This is a genomic window from Sedimentibacter sp. B4 (genome assembly GCF_000309315.1).
GTDB classification, from domain to species: Bacteria; Bacillota; Clostridia; order Tissierellales; family Sedimentibacteraceae; genus Sedimentibacter; species Sedimentibacter saalensis.
In genome coordinates, this window is sequence record NZ_CANG01000603.1 from 1 (window position 1) to 220 (window position 220).

Here is a 220-nt window from a genome sequence, read left to right on the forward strand (position 1 = left end):
TTGTCGGCGTCGAAGACGACACAGGCGTCGTAGCCGCGGGGAAAGTGCTCGGCGAAGAACCAGTTCAGCGCCGCACCCTTGCCACGGGGGCCGGCGGCGGAACGCTCGAAGGTGATCGCGCCCGCAGCGCGGGCCACGTCCGCGGTCGCGTCCGTGCAGTTGTCGGCGGTGACGAAGACATCGAAGGCATCGGAGGGGGTATCCTGCGCACGCAGGCTGG

General features: G+C 69.5%; 1 pseudogene. It reads right to left on the reverse strand.

Features of this window, described 5'->3' with window-relative positions:
• Positions 1–220 (reverse strand): annotated as a pseudogene (locus BN358_RS26700) (glycosyl transferase family 2); the annotation flags it as partial.